Raw genomic sequence first — 15,932 nt, 5'->3', positions numbered from 1 at the left:
ATTTCGAACGGCGCGTAGTTCCAGTTCAGGGCCTTGCGGGTCAAGGCGATTTCCGCGTCACCCAGCGGGGCGCCGTGGCAGTCTTCTTTACCCTGTTTGTTCGGCGAGCCGAAACCGATGGTGGTCTTGCAGCAGATCAGCGTTGGCTGAGCGCTTTTACGCGCGGTTTCGATGGCGGTCTTGATCTCTTCCGGGTCATGACCGTCAACGTTGCGGATCACCTGCCAGTTGTAGGCTTCGAAACGCTTCGGCGTGTCGTCGGTGAACCAGCCTTCGACTTCGCCGTCGATGGAGATGCCGTTGTCATCGTAGAAAGCGATCAGCTTGCCCAGGCCCAAGGTTCCGGCCAGGGAAGCGACTTCGTGGGAAATGCCTTCCATCATGCAGCCATCACCCAGGAACACGTAGGTGTGGTGGTCGACGATGTTGTGGCCAGCACGGTTGAACTGCGCCGCTAGGACTTTTTCAGCCAGGGCAAAACCCACGGCGTTGGCCAGACCCTGACCCAGTGGGCCGGTGGTGGTTTCAACACCTGGGGTATAGCCGAGTTCCGGGTGACCCGGCGTGCGGCTGTACAGTTGGCGGAACTGTTTCAGATCTTCGATCGACAGGTCGTAGCCGGTCAGGTGGAGCAACGAGTAGATCAACATCGAGCCGTGACCGTTAGACAGCACGAAGCGGTCACGGTCGGCGAACGATGGATTGCTCGGGTTGTGCTTGAGGTAGTCGCGCCAAAGCACCTCGGCGATATCCGCCATACCCATCGGGGCACCGGGATGGCCGCTGTTGGCTTTTTGTACGGCATCCATACTTAATGCGCGAATTGCATTGGCACGCTCACGACTGCTTGGCACTATGCTTACTCCTAAGTAAAAAGAGGGGTCAAGTTAAAATACGTGTGAAGATCTAATCTTCGATCAACCTCGATGACGTCCGCGGAAGTAATCGATTAGTCCCTGAGTTGAACTATCGTTCGCTTTACTACCGCTCTGCCCCATGAGGTGTTGATAGACATCCTTGCCAAGTTCTTTACCTAACTCAACGCCCCATTGGTCAAAGCAGTCGATCCCCCAAATGACACTCTGAACGAATACTTTATGCTCATATAAGGCGACGAGTGCGCCTAAACGGCGGGGAGAGACACGTTCAAGCACCAAAGTATTACTCGGGCGGTTCCCTGGAATAACCTTGTGTGGCGCCAACTTAGCGATGCTTTCCTCGTTCAAACCTTTTTCCCGCAGCTCTACTTCGGCTTCCTCGATAGTTTTACCGCGCATCAATGCCTGACTTTGCGAAAGGCAATTGGAGTAAAGCCATTGATGATGGTCTGCCAAAGGGTTGTAACTGACAACTGGAACAATAAAATCTGCAGGAATTAATGCAGTGCCCTGATGCAGTAATTGGTGGTAGGCGTGTTGGCCATTACATCCAACACCTCCCCAGATCACTGGTCCAGTTTCGCATCGTACCGGCGTACCATCTTGGCGGACACTTTTGCCGTTCGACTCCATGTCCAGTTGCTGCAAGTGCTTTACAAAATTGCGGAGATAGTGGTCATAAGGGAGAATCGCTTGGCTATGAGCGTCCCAGAAATTTCGATACCACACCCCTAACAAACCTAATAGAACCGGCATGTTTTGTTCAAAAGGGGCGTTCAGAAAATGCTGATCCATCTCATAAGCACCCGCCAGCAGTGCCTTGAAATTGGAAGGGCCAATCGCCATGGCGATTGGTAAGCCTATGGCCGACCAGAGCGAATAGCGCCCACCGACCCAATTCCACATGGGAAAGATGTTTTCTTTAGCGATACCAAACTCAACGGCCATCTCTACGTTGCTGGACACTGCAATGAAGTGTCTATGCAACTCATGCTCTGGGCATCCCTGAGCTAGGCACCAAGAACGAGAGGCTTGGGCATTTTTGAGTGTTTCCAATGTACTGAAGGTTTTGGATGAGACAATAAATAGCGTCGTTTCAGCACTTAATCTCGCGGTCAACTCACGAAACTCACTACCATCAATGTTCGCCAGAAAATGACAGCGAACCCCGCGCTGGGTAAAAGGCAACAGAGCTTCAGAAACTAATTGTGGCCCCAAAAAAGATCCACCGATACCAATGTTTACAACATCGGTAATCGGTTTGTCAGTGTGACCACGCCACAGACCATCGTGAACTCGAGCAACCAACTCGGTCATTTGATTCAAGACCCGATGGACTTCGGGCATTACGTCCTGACCACCTACTAGGACTTTCTCACCCACCGGCCGTCGAAGAGCTGTGTGTAAAGCTGAGCGATGTTCAGAGGCATTAACCTCGCCGCCAGCCAATAATGCGTCAATAGCCTCCTCCAAGCCAACTTCGCGAGCCAAATTAACCAAAAGAGCCTTAGTCTCTTCGTTCATCAAGTTTTTGGAGTAATCAAGGAACAAGCCACTACTGCTTAGTGAGAACTTTTGAAATCTTTCCGGTTCCGAATTAAATGCGTCACGCATTCTAAAATCTTGCATTTCATTACGGTGTTCGCGCAGGGCACGCCAAGCGTTGAGTTGGGTTACATCGAGCGGAAGATTATACGCCATTATCGATTAAGTTCCTTAATAGTCCATGTCAGTTGTCGTGCAACATTGACGGTGCGGCATCAACAGATGCTGTAACGGAAGCTGTGGCCTAGGCTATATTTTTGGCAGCGGCTCGCATTAACACTTCGAGCTTTTCTTGGTCCCGAGCGAACTGACGGATTCCTTCAGCAAGTTTTTCTGTGGCCATGGCATCTTCATTATGTTGCCAGCGGAATTCAGATTCATCCAAGAAAATCGCTGGCTCGGCACCGTCCTGCGCTAGTAGTGATCGCGGAAGGTTGCCTTGGCTCTCGGTCAATTGTTGTAGCAGCTCCGGGCTTATCGTCAATCGATCACAACCGGCAAGGCGCTCAATTTGATTAAGGTTTCGGAAGCTCGCGCCCATGACGACTGTTTGGTAACTGTTGGCCTTATAGTAATGAAAGATTCGAGCGACCGATTCAACGCCAGGATCCTCGGCACCTTCAAAATCTTGTCCCGTGTTTTTTTTGTGCCAATCGTATATGCGACCGACAAAAGGAGAGATAAGGAAAACTCCTGCGTTGGCGCAAGCAACAGCTTGAGCAAAGGAAAAGAGAAGTGTCAGGTTGGTATTGATACCATCTTTTTCCAGTTTCTCAGCAGCCCGAATACCTTCCCAGGTCGACGCAATTTTGATCAATACTCGGTCATGGCTTATGCCTGCATTTTCATAGAGCTCCACCAACTGGTAGGCACGTGACAAGGTTCCTTTCTCATCGAACGAAAGTCGAGCATCCACCTCAGTTGAAATGCGGCCTGGGATAATCTTAAGAATTTCACTCCCCACTGAGACAGCAAATCGATCGCACGCCAGTTTAATATCCCCTTGAGCTTCGTTGAAGGCAGTATGCAGATGCTCCCTGTAGCCCGTCATTGAAGCGGCCTTGAGCAGCAGCGAAGGATTGGTCGTTGCATCGTGAGGCTTCAGGCGTTCGATTGCTCCAAGATCGCCGGTATCAGCTACGACTGTTGTATATTGCTTAAGTTGGTCCAGCTTGTTCATTGCAAGTTTCACCTTTAATTCGTAATTAAAACAATTCAAGCTGCACGTGAGATGTTGCAGCGAACAGTTGGAATGCAGTGGTTTTCGGTTGCCGCAATAATTTCAGAGCATCCATAAATTAGCGCTTAGCAAGAATTTCAGCGTGATAGCTATAGCTTCTTAAAGTCGCTGGCGCCTTCATCTAAAGCGAAAATAAAGCAGCCGGAATACGCTAGGTTAAACTTTATTTATATAGTTTAACTATCTACATTCCAACGCTCTATTTGATTGCTGCTAGAGTTTGATCAGTTGTCCAGCAGCATTGCCGATGCGCTCGTCGCATTTAAAACTAGCGCCTATTTGAGCGAAACTACAGCAAGAGAGAGTTCGAACAATCCCTTTTGAGCGTCTGATAAGCATTCACTCATGGATATTCACGAGCGGAGCAATGCCGATGGCGTGATAAAGTTGGCGCAGCAAAGCTGCGCCAACTTTATTGCTGTCAGGCATATAGCCGTTGAGCGGGCAGCCAGCGCTCGAAAGCAGCAAGTTCTACCCAGGCCCTGGCAGTGGCGATATCGGGGGCGAAGTAACGGTCTTCATCGTAATGCGCGACTTCGCTTCGAATCATCGCCATTACCTCAACGAGGATTGTCGATGTCTTGAGCGGAGCGTGTAGATCCACGCCCTGTGCGGCACCGAGTAGTTCGATAGCTACGATGGCACTGCTATTCCCGGCCATATCCAGCAGGCGACGGGCCGCGAAGGTCGCCATCGACACGTGGTCTTCCTGGTTGGCAGATGTAGGCAGACTGTCGACAGATGCAGGGTGTGCCAATGTTTTGTTTTCCGACGCCAGCGCGGCGGCGGTCACCTGAGCAATCATAAAGCCCGAGTTCAGGCCGCCTTCGCGTACCAAAAAGGCAGGCAGGCCCGAAAGTGCAGGATCAACCAGTTGAGCAATACGGCGTTCCGATAACGCACCAATTTCGGAAATCGCCAAAGCCAATACGTCAGCGGCCATTGCCACCGGCTCCGCGTGAAAGTTACCACCCGACAGCACATCGCCATCAGCGCTAAACACCAGTGGGTTATCCGAAACCGCGTTGGACTCACGCAAGAAAACTCCGGCGGCAAAGCGTATGTGATCCAGGCAGGCGCCCATCACTTGTGGCTGGCAGCGCAGCGAGTAGGGATCCTGAACCCGTGTGCAATTGATATGAGATTGACGGATCTCGCTGTTACCCAACAATTCTCGGTAGTACTCGGCTACATCGATTTGCCCCAATTGACCTCGTACGTCTTGGATGCGGTGGTCGAAGGGGACGGCGGAGCCTTTCAAGGCTTCCACGCAAAGGCTGCCCGCCACTACGGCGGCGGTGAACAGTTTCTCGGCGGCAAACAATCCACGGAGTGCCAGCGCGGTGGAAACTTGGGTTCCATTGATCAATGCCAAGCCTTCTTTAGGCCCCAGCACCAGCGGCTCAAGACCGGCTATCGCTAAACCTTCAATTGCGTCCATCTCCCGTCCGTTGTGGCGTACGCGGCCTACACCGATGAGTACAGCAGACATATGCGCCAATGGCGCCAAGTCACCGGAGGCTCCAACGGAGCCTTGGGATGGGATGCAGGGATAGACTTTAGCGGCATACAGTTGAACAAGAGCCTGAATTACTTCCCAGCGAATGCCAGAAAACCCTCGCGCTAGGGAGCCCACCTTCAAAGCCATTATCAACCCAACACTCGCGTCATCGAGGAGCGGACCGGTGCCAGTGCAGTGTGACAACAATAGGTTGCGCTGCAGTTTGGTCAGTGACTCGGTCGGTATCGACGTTCTAGCGAGTAGGCCGAAGCCGGTATTGATGCCATACACAGTGCGCTCATTCGCGATGATTTGATTCACTGTGCGCGTGCTTGCATCGACATTTTTACGGGCTGCCGGGTCAAGTTCAATGGCGCATTGCCTCTGATAGATGGTGCGCAGTTGATCGAGTGTGAATTGACCGGGTTTGATCAGCAGAGAGGTGTGCATCGCATAGTCCTGCAGAGGGTGGGCAGAAAGGTCATATAGTCCTGTATATACAGGAATAGCAATATGCGGGCCAGCATCACATCTCTACGGGAAAACACGGTCTAGATACATCTGGCGGTTGGAGAGAACACCCATTTCAGAAGCTGACAATGAAATGTGTAACCGAAATTCGCATCGGCCACGTTCCTTTTTTACACGTCTGGGGTGTACGGAAACCCATGACGTTTAGACAGGAATAGCGTGAGATTGTTGAGTGGGGGGCGATGGCCAAGATTACTGGGGTTCAACCCTTGTACCTTGTCGGAATAGGTGGCGTGAGGCTTTAGGGTATGACGAGATTTGAGTCTTGATATGCGTCGCGCAATCGGGTTCAGGAGCATCCGTTGGCGGCGAGCGACACGCTATTTCGCTGAATGGAGCAAGTAGCCGGTGATCAGTAAGGTGGAAAACCCGGGGTTACCGGTATTGACGAGCGTAGCAATTGAATCATAAATATACCGGTATATACATTTAAGGCAGAATAGGTGTTCGTCTAGGGGGCATGCGTCGAATCTTCGGCATATCCTGACACCTATTGCGACGCGTGTTCAGAAATTGCGGATGGCTCAGTACTAGCCCCATGCCTTTGGTGGAATCGTTCTGCAGCCTTGCACATGGGTGGCAGTCCAACCAAACAGACAGCGTACTGAAACCATTGTCCGCGTCCATTCTACCCACTCGCTACAACGCGATGATTGAACGCGACACCGAGACTAATTTGGTGCAGGTGCAACAGAGTGTGGAGAGCCATTCATCCTCGGCATCGTCCCATTCTGAAGCATCTGCTGCAGGTATATCCGAATCCCAGTGCCCGCCGGCAGTACAGCAAAGAGGCTTTTTTGTATGAATGCTGTTGAACTACAACTTCTCGCCCGCCCAAGCGTGCGCGACCTCGTCAGCTACAACGCCGGCCTAAGCGCGGAAGACGTACGCGCTCGTTTCGGACTAACCCGCATAGCCAAGTTAGGCAGCAACGAAAATCCCTTGGGTCCCTCAATCGCTGTTGCCGCCGCAATGAATTCAGCGAGCTCAAGCATCTCCCTCTATCCCGATGCCGGTTGCTTAGAATTACGCGAGGCACTCTCGGAGAAATTGGACGTACCAAGGAATCAGCTAGTGTTTGGTAATGGTTCCGAAGATTTGCTGAGTATTATCAGCCGCGTATTTTTGGGCGACGGAGACGAAGTCGTCACAGTAGTGCCGTCGTTCGGCTTACACCTAATTTATCCCATGGCAGCGGGAGCCCGAGTGCTGGGTATCCCGATGACCGGTGAAGGCGAATTCGACGTACCGGCGATGATTGCGGCTCTGACGCCGAGGGTGCGGCTACTGATGTTTTCGTGCCCGTCAAATCCAGTAGGCTGCATCTTGAGCGCCGAAAAACTGCAGCAACTGCTTGAGGCAATGCCTCCGAAGTGTTTGTTGGTGTTCGACGAGGCATATTACGAATACGCTAACTTTGATGAGAGTTACCCCGATTGTCTTGGTCTCATCCAGGCAAGCGGAAAGCCGTTCATTTTGCTGCGCACCTTTTCCAAGGCCTATTCCTTGGCAGGATTGCGCATTGGCTACGGTATCGTAAGTGATCCGATATTGGCCGACCTGATCGATCGGCTGCGCACCCCATTTAACGTCAACTGCGTGGCACAGGCGGCTGCAATTGCGGCATTAGCGGACGAAGATCACCTTCAGGCCTCCATTGCGCACATTGCACATGAGCGGCGACACATGGTGGTCGCCCTTCAAAATCTAGGGTTAAACCCTTACCCATCCATAGCCAATTTTCTGTACTTCAGCACCCCGTATCTTGCTGAAGAAATCAGTCAGTCTTTACTGCGAAAGGGAGTCATCATTAAGCCCTGGCGTGAGGATGGATACAAACAGCACTTGCGTGTGTCCATCGGTAGCTGTGAGGATAACGACTTTTTTCTAAAAGCCTTGGCAGGTTATCTTGCCACTCAAAAATATACGGACTAGCTATGAATAAGAACGCACCGCAAGCCCTCTATCGGCGCGCGAAGGATTTTGTGCAAGATAAAATACGCATTGGTGACTTGAAACCTGGAGACCTTATCCCATCGGAAAACCGCCTGGTGCAGGAACTGGGAATTTCGCGCATGACCGTCAATCGCGCCTTGCGTGAACTGACTGAAGAAGGCCTCTTGGTAAGGATATCCGGTGTCGGAACATTCGTAGCTGAAAACAAACCGCAATCGAACTTGCTTCGCATCACCAATATTGCTGATGAAATCATCGCCCGAGGGCACAGCTATTCCTGCAGAGTCTTACACCTTGGCCGAGAATCGGCTTCGTTGTCTGTAGCTGCTGCACTATCACTACCCACGGGCTCTTCGGTGTATCACTTGCTCTGCGTTCACAGCGAAGAAGGTGTTCCAGTGCAGCTTGAGGATCGTTACGTGAACCCGGAACTGGTGCCTGATTTCATACACCAAGATTTCGGAGAACACCTGCAGCCCGCTCGATATCTTTTGCAGGTCATCAGACCTGATGAAATGGAACACATTGTCGAGGCAGGTCATCCTAGCATCGACGAAAGCAAACATATGCAGATCGATGCTGATGAGCCATGCCTGATCCTAGTGCGTCGTACTTGGACTCAGAAAAAAATAGTGACTTACGTTCGTCTTACTCATCCCTCATCTCGCTATCGCTTGGGTAGCCGTATGCCAGTCAACGGAGCTTATCGCGACAGCTAATTGCATAAAAAAACCAACAAGTCATGCACAGTTTCGGGCTCTCAAAAAAACAGTTCGTGCCAGAGCTACCAGCCCGAACTCCGTCCCTATGTACTTCGATGACATTTCTTCTAAGGCGCACCGTGATGGCTGCATACCCGCCTATCCGCCCCTCTATATTCTGTGTAGCCCATTACCTCAACGTGCTGGATCCTTACGTCGCGAAATGCTGCTAACGGCAGGAGGTATTTGATCGCGCACAAATTGGCTGCACCGTTGCATCTCCAGTTTATCTAGCCGCTACTCCAAACCCTTTATAGGTATCTCAAAAAAAAACCGCCTCCGTGGCGGTCATCAGCCCAATTCTAACGTTGCCTTGTCATCCTTGACGTAGCGATTTCAGCTGCAATCGAAATTTTTACGTAGACGGGGACAAAATTCACCGCACAAAAATCAATGACTCTAACAGCTAATTATGTATGGCGAGTCTTATAAATACCGGCAAAAGTCGTGAGCAATACTTACATCTAAAGCATCGCCTGCTGCGGAACTGACCGCCTTGCAATCCATCTCCAGTTATTTGGTGTGAATGCAGTTACTCTCTTAAACACAGTAGTAAAATGAGCTTGAGTCCTAAAGCCGACTTCTATAGCAATTTCAATTATCGGCATATCGCTATCACAAAGTAATATTTTGGCTCGGTCTATCCTGCAAATTAGCAAATAGCTACGCGGTCGGTAGCCGGTGGTAGCTTTGAACTGGGCGGCGAAATACATCGGAGACAGCGATGCGGCTTCGGCCATAGCGGCCAGTGTAATTGGCTCACCTAAATTTTTATGAATGTATTCGATTACACGATTTAACCGCCACCTCTGTAAGGTAAGCGATCTAGCTGTTAACTGCTCATCAAAATGTCTCTTCAAAAGAAAGGAAATCCTATTAGAAAGCCGCAATACAATTGTCTGCGTGACTGCAAAATAGCCAATAGAACCCGCTCCGATGTTACTGAGTCGAGCCTTCCGAATCTTGCTGAAAATGAGCCTGCGTATTAATGAGCTAGAGCTCGTATAGTAATGACAAATTTCAAAACAGTTAGATTTCCAGTCAGTGATGATCCGAGCCATTAACAAAAATATCCAAGTCCCGAGCGAATGGAACTCCTTGTTGTGCGCCTCTTGTGAGGCATGACAACGAGCCTGCAACAGCTGCTCTGCTCATTGCCGTATTTATATCATTTCCTTGTTCGAGGCCTGCCGCAAAATAGCCTGCGAAAGTATCGCCAGCACCAACTGTGTCGATTGGAGTTATTTTCACCGCCGGTGCGAAAAAACTCTTATCTCCATCTAGAGCGATTGCACCGTCCTTGCCCTGTGTCAGAACAAGAACTTGATTTGTATTGGAGCGAAGTTTGCCCAACATTTCCAAGTTGTCAGTCGCTGATAGCTCAGCTGTAGCGGCTAGCGACTCCATCTCAGATTCGTTCATAATTACATAGTCAGCCATCGTGAAGGCTTTCGATGCTTCTTCCATGTAGGGTGCAATGTTAAGTATTGAACGAGCCCCAACCTCTTTGGCTCGAACTAGGGCACTGTTGACAATGTGGATAGGGACTTCTAGTTGAAGAAGAAGAACGTCATCTTTTCGGAGGGTTTCTAGAGCCTGCTCGGCCGCAGTTTCCTCAAAAGCGCCGTTGGAACCTGGCACTACAATAATCATATTTTCGCCCGATTCACCGACGAAAATGGATGCTGTCCCTGTGGGTGCGTCAGTTACTTTTAGCAACGATAGATCGACGCCGGCCTCGCGCAAATATTGAATAGCTGTTTCACCGTTCTCGTCAGCACCTATACATCCGGCTAGCATAACAGCAGAGCCAGCTCTCCTACATGCAAGGGCCTGGTTTGCACCCTTTCCTCCCGGAAAGACTTCAAAAGCCGTTCCTAAAATTGTTTCGCCAGGAGTGGGTAGGCGGGACGCAGATGTTAGAAAATCAAGATTGATTGAACCGATTACAAGTATCATATACTCACCCTAGTCAGAGTCATTTCTCTGCTTTGCACTGAAGCTTAGAATAATTACCAACTGCTCGATTCTAATCGAGTAGACGTATAAGCACTGCAGTAAGCTACTGCTCCCTAGCGCCACGCAAATTAAAAGAAGCATCTCATCTGCTAAATGAGATGCTTAATTTTGCACATGATGGAAATTGCCTCGCCAAAAAGACAACAAGTTCGCCTAGTTCCGCCACTGAGATACTGAAACTTGATTCCAGCAGAGCTTTTTAGTTCAATGGGTAATCCTATGATCACCCATTGTTAAAAAGCACGCACTCCAACAGTCAGCTATATAGCGATGGCCGACTTTTAAAGTTGTAGTAGGCGATTACTCAGAAGTCCAAAAAGCCGCTCATCATCGACATCTGTAATAACCTGGCAGGTTGTGCCTGCTCCTGGTCGATGACGCTCTTGGATTGCAGCGGTTGTTCTCCCTCTGTTGAAAAGAGATTCACATTCGACGTCTACTTTCGCAAGCACCCCTGCGAAAATCGAAGGATCCAAAACATAAGCAATAGCGCATGGATCATGGAGACAAGGGTCAAATGCACCATAACTGGTCATCATTGCGGCTGCTTTCGTCCCGATATTTGATTCCGACCCACGTAGTACATTGATTCTATCGGCCGTCATTATTGCCTTATTTGTGACATCCAACCCCAACATTACTAGAGGAACGCCTGATGTAAGCACGATCTGTGCAGCATGAGGGTCGAACCAAATATTAAACTCGGCAGCAGGAGTTGTATTGCCTGGGCAAAAAGCTGCTCCGCCCATGAAGACAATTTTCTTTATCTTGGATGCGATATCAGGCTCTTTAAGCAAAGCCATCGCTATATTTGTCATCGGCCCGATCGGGCAGAGCGTAATCTCTCCCGGGAAACGCCTTACAGTCTCAATAATGAAATCTACTGCATGCTGAGACTGCTTCGATGATGTGACCTCCTCAAGCTCAACATCTCCAAGACCGTCATCACCGTGAACTGAGGACGTGGTAGGCGGTGTGGGGAACATTGCATGCTGACAACCTGCATACACGGGAAAGCTAGCTTTTCCTGCCAGTTGGCAAATCTTTAGTGCATTTTTCGTCGTAAACTCCAGCGAAACATTCCCAGCAACCGTTGTGATTCCCATCACCTCAATATCATCGGGAGAAGCGAAAGCCAACAGGATAGCGACTGCATCATCGACTCCAGGATCGCAGTCGATAATTATTTTTTCTTTTGCCATACGTCCTCCACAGACGGCACGCAGCCATCCGCAACGTTTACTTTAGATATAGAAGGAACTTTTATTTCAGCAGATCGTTGGTGTAGTACTTGTTGGCAGGAAGTACGGTTTTCAACTGGTCAGTATCTTTCAGTGCTTGGGCAATAGGGAGCCAGTGCGCATCGTTCTGCACCATGTAGCCGTCAGCTCCTTTAAGGTATGGAATCAATGATTTCCAACCAAGAGTGTTGTATTCCAAAGTGCCGCTATCCGGATACAGTTTGGTGACAAGAGCTGCAGCCTCTTCTGGGTGTTCAGCCGCCCATTCGGTCGCCTTAACAGTGGCTTTCATCCATTTTTTGGCTACATCACCATGTTTCGCTAGATAGTCTGTGCTAGCTGTATAGGCCCAAACAGGGACGTCGGGGACGCCGGCCTCTTTCCCAACGAGCCCTGTCGGGTCTTTCCGAAGCTCTGTCTGGACAGTTGGTACAAGATAGTTCGCGGTGTTAGTTGCGATATCAATTTTACCAGCCAACAGAAGAGGCGTGTCGCTATCATGTGCAATAATGAGTTGCACATCGTTTTCAGTAATACCCGCAGCCTTATAAACGAAAGGCATCATAGCCTTTGTCCAGGAGTCGGTAAAAATACCGATGGACTTACCTTTTAAGTTGCTTAGAGAAACAGGCTCTCCGGGGCGACCAAAAAGCCCCCAGTTGTTACGTTGGGCATAAACACCCACCGAAACAATTGGTAAACCCTGATCGACACCAAACACTACGTCGGTTGTTGATTCAAATCCAATGTCTGCTTGGCCAACTGCCAGTAAACGGGCGGTTGTTTGAGAGTCGGGGGGTAAAATAACATCGACTTTGAGTCCCTCTGCCTCATAGAAACCCTTTTCTTGAGCGACAACAACTGGAATTAGCTCGTGGTCAGCAGTAGACCAGTTAAAAACGAAACGGACAGGTGTCAAATCTGCGGCTGTTGCTACCGCCATCAATTGGACACCCAGAAATAGCGATACCAGTCCACTCTTCAGAATTGCTGATTTCATTGTTTCACCTTTATTTTGTTGTTATTGAGTTATTAGAACTAACCCAGCTCCAGATGACGAAAGGCTATCGCAGCCATTTCGGAGCTGTCGAGCGAGACCTCCATGGAGTTGCAATGGTTTCCAGCCCAAGAATAATAAGGAAAGAGCCGACGCCAATAGCGGTGAGTAGAAGCATCGCCGCGTAAACCCCAGCAGTGTTCATCTGTGCGTTTGCAGTGATCAGGTAGGTGCCGAGTCCTTGTCCCGCAGATGCCGTCCACTCACCGATGACCGCACCGGTGACCGCATACGTCGCGCCAATCTTCAATCCTGAGAAGAGTGGTCCTACACAAGCTGGCAATCTAACAATGAGAAAGACTCGTAGGCGGCTTCCTCCCATTAGGCGAGCCAAATTAATCATATCTCGGTCAACGCTTGCCATGCCGTCCAGGACGTTCACGACAACAGGAAAGAATACAATCCAGGCAACAATGATCAGTTTGGGGGTCAGCCCGAAGCCAAAAATGATAACCAGTGGTGCAGCGATGGCGACGATCGGGACCGCTTGAGAAACGATAAGTGCAGGCATCACCAGCCTAAGAATGAAGCGGCTTTGACCCATAATAAGTGCAAGAACAAACCCAACTAGCGCACCTATTACATATCCAGTTACCGTTTCATACAGCGTTTGGGCTGTCAGAATTTTCAGGCGTGGCCAGTTCTCGGCTAGCGTAGAGAACGCTGATGCAGGTGAGGGGATGACATACTGCGGAATTCCTGAAACCCAAATAACTAATTGCCAAGTCACGGCTATAAGAGCCATCGCGGCAACCCATATAAAAACCGAGCTAGCGCCGCTTCCAATTTTCGCATTCATTGGCTTGCTCCTTTTGCATGCTCATCATGGTAGAGACGTGCCATGATTTGCCTCTTCAGTTTTGTAAAAGAGTCAGTTGTAAGATTTTCGAGAGTTCTAGGTCGTGGCAGATCTACGTCCAAAATTTCGGCTATGCGCCCGGGACGTGGAGTCATCACAACAATCCTGTCAGCCAAGAAAATTGCCTCGTCCACATCATGCGTGACGAAAAGGATTGTTCTTCCAAGATCCTTCCAAACCTGGAGCAACCACTCTTGCATACTGAATCGAGTTTGGGCGTCAAGCGCACCAAATGGCTCATCGAGTAGCATTACTTGGCGACCAGCAGCAATCGTCCGCATCATTGCGGCCCGTTGACGCATACCGCCAGAAAGAGCGTGCGGATAGTGATCAAGAAAGTCTCCAAGACCATATCGTCCGGCCAATTCGTTTGCTTCTTCCTCGTCCTGCTTCGTGGCGCCTCGGGTTAAGGAGGCGGCAAGCGTGATATTTCCTCTTACGGTCCGCCAAGGAAGCATGAGGTCTTTTTGAAGCATGTAACCTACCTCTCCTGGGCGGTTACTTACGTCACGACCGTCAAGAAGGATCCGGCCTGACGTCGCTCGAAGCAGGCCAGATACCGCATTGAAGAGAGTGCTCTTCCCGCAACCCGACGCGCCAAGGATGCAAACGAACTCACCCTCCGCCACGTCTAGATTGACATTATTCAATGCGACCACAGATCCGAAGTGGGCACTGAGATTTTCTATTGAAAGCTTGGTCGGAACCGTTGGCTGTCGACCAGATTCTCCCTCGGCAGCCGAAGCAGACGAACGTAAGTCTGGCATGAAAAATCCTCTCTACTATTTTTGTTGGCTAGGCCTGTAAAAATGACAACGGAACGTTGTGATTATCGAAGACGCTGGAGCTTCGTAGAATCCGCAAACGTTTGCGCGTCGAGTTTTTTTAAAACACACGCGAGTGACCTCGTGAGACTTTGAACACAAGCCTCACCTGGTCGCCTTCAAATTGCTCGTCTTACATCGGTGTAACGATCCACGACCTGTCACAGGTGGTGGGATACGCTCCCTAATAAATCCACAATCCATGCCATCTGTATTCTCTGAAAACGAAAGCCCTCACGTTGCTCAGGCCCACATCTCCTTTACTGGTATATACAGGTAAGCACATAGCGTGCCTACTCCTTGGCTCCCCATAAGAAATTGCGAAAAGCGCGAGCTTAAAGGCCGTGAAGCCTCCCTTTTCCTGAAAAGCATTTTTCAGAGATAGGCGCAAACACGGGAGGATGGGCAGTTTGTACACAGGCCGATGTGGAGCAGTGCGAAAATTGGTAACGTCGGCGTTTTACAGCCTTCTCGTCGCGGGATTTCAGCCATTGACCACTTCGGAACAAATTGGAATAAGGTTTAGTAGGCATTCAAACCAACCTGTATATACATAGCGGAATGCAAAGACGCTGCGTCGCATCATCGCGGCCTGTCGCGTACGCATGGCCAATTAAGTGCTGGTTAGTAGGGGAAATTGATCATGGCTCGATCCTTTGGACCGCTAGCCAGTAACAGCAGGTAACCATCGCGGCTTCCAGCGCAGTTTGAGGTATTACATATGCTGCAGGGCTTTTTGCCGTCAGTCGCTCAGGCTCTCACCTCCCCTCCCCAAGCGCATGCCGTGAGCATGCCCTGATCCAAGCTTTCAGTGACGTACTATATTCGCTAGTAACAGCTACATTGCTGCGCCTTTTTGGGGAATATAGATCTCCCGAGGCTGCGTCGCCCGCCAGCCCCCCCTGTGGATATTTGCGTTCAACCTTCCCACTCGCTGAAGAGGTCCTTTTCATTCTGTTTGCGACATGGCCGCCCCCGCCACGTCGCAGCCAACGTATAAAAGCTGTGCGTGAATGCATACAGGTATTGCAATTGATTGAGTTATCGCAGAGTTAGATTGTCTGTTTGGAGGCTGCCCAAGCATTTCGGGCGGATCAGACTGTGCGGAGGCGTGGACAGGAAACTCACGGTGTTTAACCTTTCACGCTCCGCTCGGCGGACGCGCACTCGGCGCCGCAATTGGCCCAGCCATCTTAGGTTGGCTCCTGATGTGTTACGACTCCTATCGTGAAGAGTCAGAGCATTCTGGGCGTACCGCCGTGTACCGTATTGCCTCTTGCTTCGGATAACAGGACCGGCAATCTCGGATGGCGTGATTTCAAGGGCCGGCCGACTAGCTTTCCGTAAGCGCTTCACCGTCCGAGCAATGCACCTTCATGATTGCTACCTTCGAGGTGAAGGTAAGCGTGGGCTCGCTACGCGCAGAGTTGATCACGAATTTGACCCGGTCGGTCGGCCAGACGAGCGTGACCTTTTATGAAAAATCGAGAGGGTTACTGGCGTAGCGCCGACGCGATGGT

The 15,932-nt window shown here is 50.3% G+C and carries 12 protein-coding genes; 2 read left to right on the top strand and 10 right to left on the bottom strand.

The window, feature by feature from the left end:
- The 4 genes from ACQKP4_RS16670 to hutH form a co-directional block, all read right to left on the bottom strand.
- The coding region (locus ACQKP4_RS16670; RefSeq protein ID WP_427634761.1) for a thiamine pyrophosphate-dependent enzyme at positions 1-854 on the bottom strand (854 nt) is incomplete at its 3' end.
- Between the two features lie 63 nt (positions 855-917).
- Positions 918-2,579, bottom strand: coding sequence for a glucose-6-phosphate isomerase (gene pgi, locus ACQKP4_RS16665; RefSeq protein WP_427634760.1), 1,662 nt, complete (start codon positions 2,577-2,579; stop codon positions 918-920).
- Between the two features lie 88 nt (positions 2,580-2,667).
- Positions 2,668-3,603, bottom strand: a complete 936-nt coding sequence (tal, locus tag ACQKP4_RS16660) for a transaldolase (protein WP_427634759.1) — start codon at positions 3,601-3,603, stop codon at positions 2,668-2,670.
- Positions 3,604-4,084: 481 nt separating this feature from the next.
- Positions 4,085-5,614, bottom strand: a complete 1,530-nt coding sequence (hutH, locus tag ACQKP4_RS16655; RefSeq protein ID WP_427634758.1) for a histidine ammonia-lyase — start codon at positions 5,612-5,614, stop codon at positions 4,085-4,087.
- An 882-nt stretch (positions 5,615-6,496) separates the two neighbouring features.
- On the opposite strand from hutH, the gene hisC reads away from it, so the two are divergent.
- Both hisC and hutC read left to right on the top strand, forming a co-directional pair.
- Entirely contained in the window at positions 6,497-7,630 is a 1,134-nt protein-coding gene (gene hisC, locus ACQKP4_RS16650) for a histidinol-phosphate transaminase (RefSeq protein WP_427634757.1), read from the top strand.
- Positions 7,631-7,632: 2 nt separating this feature from the next.
- Positions 7,633-8,370, top strand: a complete 738-nt coding sequence (hutC, locus tag ACQKP4_RS16645) for a histidine utilization repressor (protein WP_427634756.1) — start codon at positions 7,633-7,635, stop codon at positions 8,368-8,370.
- 506 nt (positions 8,371-8,876) lie between these two features.
- On the opposite strand, the gene ACQKP4_RS16640 is transcribed toward hutC, so the two are convergent.
- The 6 genes from ACQKP4_RS16640 to ACQKP4_RS16615 form a co-directional block, all read right to left on the bottom strand.
- Positions 8,877-9,152: a helix-turn-helix transcriptional regulator gene (locus tag ACQKP4_RS16640; protein WP_427634763.1), complete on the bottom strand. Its 276-nt coding sequence runs from the start codon at positions 9,150-9,152 to the stop codon at positions 8,877-8,879.
- A gap of 301 nt (positions 9,153-9,453) precedes the next feature.
- Complete coding sequence (locus tag ACQKP4_RS16635; RefSeq protein WP_427634755.1) at positions 9,454-10,371, bottom strand: ribokinase; 918 nt, start codon at positions 10,369-10,371, stop codon at positions 9,454-9,456.
- Between the two features lie 341 nt (positions 10,372-10,712).
- A complete protein-coding gene (locus tag ACQKP4_RS16630; protein ID WP_427634754.1) occupies positions 10,713-11,633 on the bottom strand; it encodes a nucleoside hydrolase in 921 nt (306 codons plus the stop codon).
- Between the two features lie 61 nt (positions 11,634-11,694).
- The gene (locus ACQKP4_RS16625; protein ID WP_427634753.1) at positions 11,695-12,672 is read right to left on the bottom strand and encodes an ABC transporter substrate-binding protein; all 978 of its coding nucleotides are present in this window, start codon (positions 12,670-12,672) and stop codon (positions 11,695-11,697) included.
- Positions 12,673-12,736: 64 nt separating this feature from the next.
- Positions 12,737-13,528: an ABC transporter permease gene (locus tag ACQKP4_RS16620; protein WP_427634752.1), complete on the bottom strand. Its 792-nt coding sequence runs from the start codon at positions 13,526-13,528 to the stop codon at positions 12,737-12,739.
- Positions 13,525-14,355 carry an ABC transporter ATP-binding protein gene (locus ACQKP4_RS16615; RefSeq protein ID WP_427634751.1) on the bottom strand — a complete coding sequence of 277 codons (831 nt, stop codon included), beginning with the start codon at positions 14,353-14,355 and terminating at the stop codon, positions 13,525-13,527. Before ACQKP4_RS16615 ends, ACQKP4_RS16620 begins: the two co-directional genes overlap by 4 nt.
- Positions 14,356-15,932: the final 1,577 nt, after the last annotated feature.

This window comes from Pseudomonas sp. NPDC086278, assembly GCF_050280905.1.
In the GTDB taxonomy this organism is placed as follows: domain Bacteria; phylum Pseudomonadota; class Gammaproteobacteria; order Pseudomonadales; family Pseudomonadaceae; genus Aquipseudomonas.
Note: the sequence above shows the minus strand (reverse complement) of the source record. Positions and strands in the feature narration are given on the sequence as shown.